Here is a 3,665-nt window from a genome sequence, read left to right on the forward strand (position 1 = left end):
AACGTTATCCGTTGCGGCCTCCATTAAGATCTTAACTGACAAGCATTACGCGAACATCGCGGCGTTTTCATTTCTGCTCAGACAGGCACTAGATGTGCAGCTCTTTCAGCTTCTCAGCCGGCAGTTTCAGATCTTCGTTACGGTTCACGCCAATCTCATGCGCCAACACGTTACGCGCAATCTGCTGCGCTTCGTCGAGTGAGTGTAGCTTGTAGCTACCACACTGGTATTCATTCAGTTCCGGGATCTGGCTCTGTTCTTTCACTTTCAGAACATCTTCCATCGCCCCTTTCCACGCTTTCGCTACGCGCTGCTCGTCTGGTTCACCAATCAGGCTCATGTAGAAGCCGGTGCGGCAGCCCATTGGCGAGATATCAACGATTTCCACGCCATCACCATTGAGGTGATTACGCATAAAGCCAGCGAACAGGTGCTCCAGCGTATGGATGCCGCGCTCAGTCAGAATATCGATATTCGGACGGCAGAAACGCAGGTCAAAAACGGTGATGGTATCGCCATGCGGAGTGTTCATGGTTTTTGCAACGCGCACAGCGGGTGCACCCATGATGGTGTGATCAACAGTAAAACTATCCAGTAGTGGCATACGTCACCTCCTGTTTTGAGATATTTTTTTAAAACGATGAAACTTTTCCGTTCGCCCAACGTCTGAATATATGAAAGACGCGCATTTGTTATCATCATCCCTGACAACAGAGATGTTAATTTTGGCCACAATGATGTGGCCATTTTCTTTTTAGCCTTCGCGACCTGCCAGATAACTTTCGAAATCCAGCGTATCACTCTGTTCCAGCTTTTCCTGCGCCTGTACCGATTCCAACGCCTGACGACTAAAGTCATCTTCGGTCAAAATCTCTAACGGCTCTTCACACAGCAGATGGCGATACTGTTCAGCCAGTGCCACACCTGCGCCGGTTAAGCCATTTTCTTTGATGGCATGCAGAATACGCGCTGAATAGGTTAGCTCAGGATCATCAAACGATGCCACCAGTTGATCACAAACCTGTTGATATTGCGTGCTGCCATAATTGCTGTCGAGCACCTCGGCAACACGACGAAGATCGGCAAACAGGGCTTTACCCACATCAACCAGCGGATGTTCTGTATCGCTACAACCTACACCAATCACCTGGCCCGGCTTACGTCCTTCCATAACCACGCGGTTCCAGTTTTTACGGCTGCATAACAGCTCGTCAGAACTCATCTCAGGAGCATCCGCCAGGGTACACCAAATCAAGAACAGGTCGAGGAAACGCGCCTGATTAGCGTCCACGCCAATGGCAGAGAACGGGTTGATATCCAGAGAACGCACTTCGATGTACTCGATACCACCGCGTAACAACGCATCAGAAGGCGCTTCACCCGAACGAGTCACACGTTTTGGACGAATAGGTGCATACAGTTCGTTTTCAATCTGTAACACGTTGGTGTTCAGCTGCAGCCAGTTGCCGTCTGCATCTTTGGTGCCCATGGCCGCATACTCTTCTGACGGCGTCTTGATCGCCGCTTTCAGCGCTGCAACGTAACCGTCGAGCGAGTTAAAAGTGATGCCCAAACCGCTTTGCGACTTGTTGGTGTAGCCTAAATCACTGAGGCGCAGCGAAGTGGCATACGGCAGCCACAACGTGCCTTTGCCGTCCGTTTCAAAGGGTAATTTGCTTTCACGTCCCTGCAGGAACGATGAACAGATCGCTGGGGATGCACCGAACAGATAAGAGATCACCCAACCAAAACGATAATAGTTGCGGATCAAACGCAGATATCCGGCAGAAATGGTCTCTTTGCCGCTTTCCGCATCTTTTACATCCGCCCACTCCTGCCAGAACGACAGTGGCAGCGAGAAGTTATAATGCACACCTGAGATAATCTGCATCAGTGCGCTGTAGCGATTTTTCAGTCCCTGCCGATAGAGGGTTTTCATCTTACCGACATTAGAGCTGCCATATTGCGCCAGCTCGATGCTATCAACATCTTCAACATAACCCGGCATACTGAACGGCCACATACGTTCCTGACCTAACTCTCGCGCAGTGTGGCGGTGAATATCACGCAGGAAAGCCAGTGACCGATCAATGCTTTGATCGACAGGCGTAATGAACTCCAGCAGCGTTTCGGCAAAATCAGTGGTAATCCAACTGTGCTTCAGCGCTGAACCCAGGGATTCAGGATGTCCGGTGGTTGCCAGGTGACCATTTGGATTAACGCGCAAAGTCTCGCGTTCAATGCCACGGCCGATACCCTTCAACGCGTCGGGATGCGCTTCCAACCAGGAAAGCGCTTTTGATACGTCCGGGATCACATTAACCTCCCGCTGTGCGAATAATTTATTTTTGTTCAGCATAATGTTAACCGTAGCCTCGAATCTGTGCGAATCAATGCCACCATTGCATTGTTTGTAATGTGGCGGTCGCGATAACGATATAACGCAGCGTTTTACCGATGGCGAGGAACAGCACCGTGGGCAGCCAGGCAAAGCGCAACCAGCCTGCAAGCACGCAAAGCAGGTCGCCCACTACCGGCAGCCAGCTTAAAAGCAGCGCTGCAGGACCCAATCGATGTAACCACGTCATTGCTGTGTCATGCCATCGCCCCTGCCCTTTTGGCGGCATGAGGCGACCAAGAATAATGTTGGTCAGGCCACCCAGCGTGTTTCCCACTGATGCGGCCAATAACAATCCATAGATCGAACCCTTTTGGGCGATCAGTAAAGCAATCAGCACAGCCTCTGAACTTCCTGGAAGGAGAGTGGCACTCAGAAAGCTACTACCGAATAACGATCCATAGGTCAGAATTTCATTCACAGTAAACGGACATCAACCACATCCATGCCCGCGGCTCGCGCCGCCTGAACACCAAAGTCAGCATCTTCAAATACCACACAGCGTTCAGGTGCCACGCCTATTAACTCGGCGCAGCGTAAAAAAGTATCAGGTTGGGGTTTATAGCGCTGCACATCATCCGCGCCGACAACGGCATCAAACAGATGATAGACACCCAAGGCTTCAAGCAGAGCCTTTGCCAGGCTATGTTCACTGCCGGTACCCACCGCCATGGGACGACGACCGTGATACGCTTTCACCACGTCCATTAACGGTAAAGGGCGTACATCATCCAGCAACATCGCCTTGAGCGCTTCGGTTTTCTCCGCGGCCAGCAAATGAGGATCATGCTCAGCATTGTTCTGCTCAAGAATGTACTGCGCCAGCTGCCAGGTGGGTGCGCCATTAAAACTCACCATTTTTTTCTCATCCATGGTGAAACCGTAACGGCTCAGCACCTGCTGCCAGGCTTTTCGATGTGTCGGCTCAGTATCCAGGATTGTGCCGTCCATATCGAAAATCAGGGCGTCATATTGGTCGTACATTGTCACTCCATCGAGCACCACAAAATGAGCCATTACTTTAGCGTAATGCGCTTAGGTTGTCGCCAGGTGTGCTTAACAGCAAATGCTTTGAAAGCATTAGCTATTTTTGTTTTCGGAAAAAGGTCAGGTAGCCATACCGGGGATAAATGGCGGTTATATAAGTGGTTTTTGCGTGATGAAGAAAAATGGGAAGTAAATTCAGAAAGCGGACGTTGATTGTTTCGAACAGGAGATGGTGCATCCAGGAGGATTCGAACCTCCGACCGCTCGGTTCGTAGCCGAG

General features: G+C 50.7%; 5 protein-coding genes. All 5 read right to left on the reverse strand.

All coding sequences use genetic code 11. The annotated features are described in order from the left end of the window. Positions 1–88: 88 nt before the first annotated feature. Entirely contained in the window at positions 89–604 is a 516-nt protein-coding gene (luxS, locus tag IAE30_RS29755) for an S-ribosylhomocysteine lyase (RefSeq protein WP_034822217.1), read from the reverse strand. A 150-nt stretch (positions 605–754) separates the two neighbouring features. Beyond that, positions 755–2,359: a glutamate--cysteine ligase gene (gshA, locus tag IAE30_RS29760; protein WP_200539469.1), complete on the reverse strand. Its 1,605-nt coding sequence runs from the start codon at positions 2,357–2,359 to the stop codon at positions 755–757. A gap of 31 nt (positions 2,360–2,390) precedes the next feature. Continuing rightward, positions 2,391–2,819, reverse strand: a complete 429-nt coding sequence (locus IAE30_RS29765; protein WP_038645234.1) for a YqaA family protein — start codon at positions 2,817–2,819, stop codon at positions 2,391–2,393. Beyond that, the gene (yqaB, locus tag IAE30_RS29770; RefSeq protein ID WP_038645232.1) at positions 2,816–3,382 is read right to left on the reverse strand and encodes a fructose-1-phosphate/6-phosphogluconate phosphatase; all 567 of its coding nucleotides are present in this window, start codon (positions 3,380–3,382) and stop codon (positions 2,816–2,818) included. Before yqaB ends, IAE30_RS29765 begins: the two co-directional genes overlap by 4 nt. Before the next feature lie 32 nt (positions 3,383–3,414). Next, positions 3,415–3,665 (reverse strand): hypothetical protein (locus tag IAE30_RS30225; RefSeq protein ID WP_234472909.1); only part of this gene is annotated, 251 nt, incomplete at its 5' end.

The organism is Pantoea sp. S61 (assembly GCF_016625145.1).
Taxonomy (GTDB): Bacteria; Pseudomonadota; Gammaproteobacteria; order Enterobacterales; family Enterobacteriaceae; genus Pantoea; species Pantoea rwandensis_B.

Coding starts and splice junctions, on each gene's coding strand:
- gshA (WP_200539469.1), bottom strand. CDS start 2,359: ATGCTGAACAAAAATAAATTATTCGCACAGCGGGAGGTTAATGTGATC.
- yqaB (WP_038645232.1), bottom strand. CDS start 3,382: ATGTACGACCAATATGACGCCCTGATTTTCGATATGGACGGCACAATC.
- luxS (WP_034822217.1), bottom strand. CDS start 604: ATGCCACTACTGGATAGTTTTACTGTTGATCACACCATCATGGGTGCA.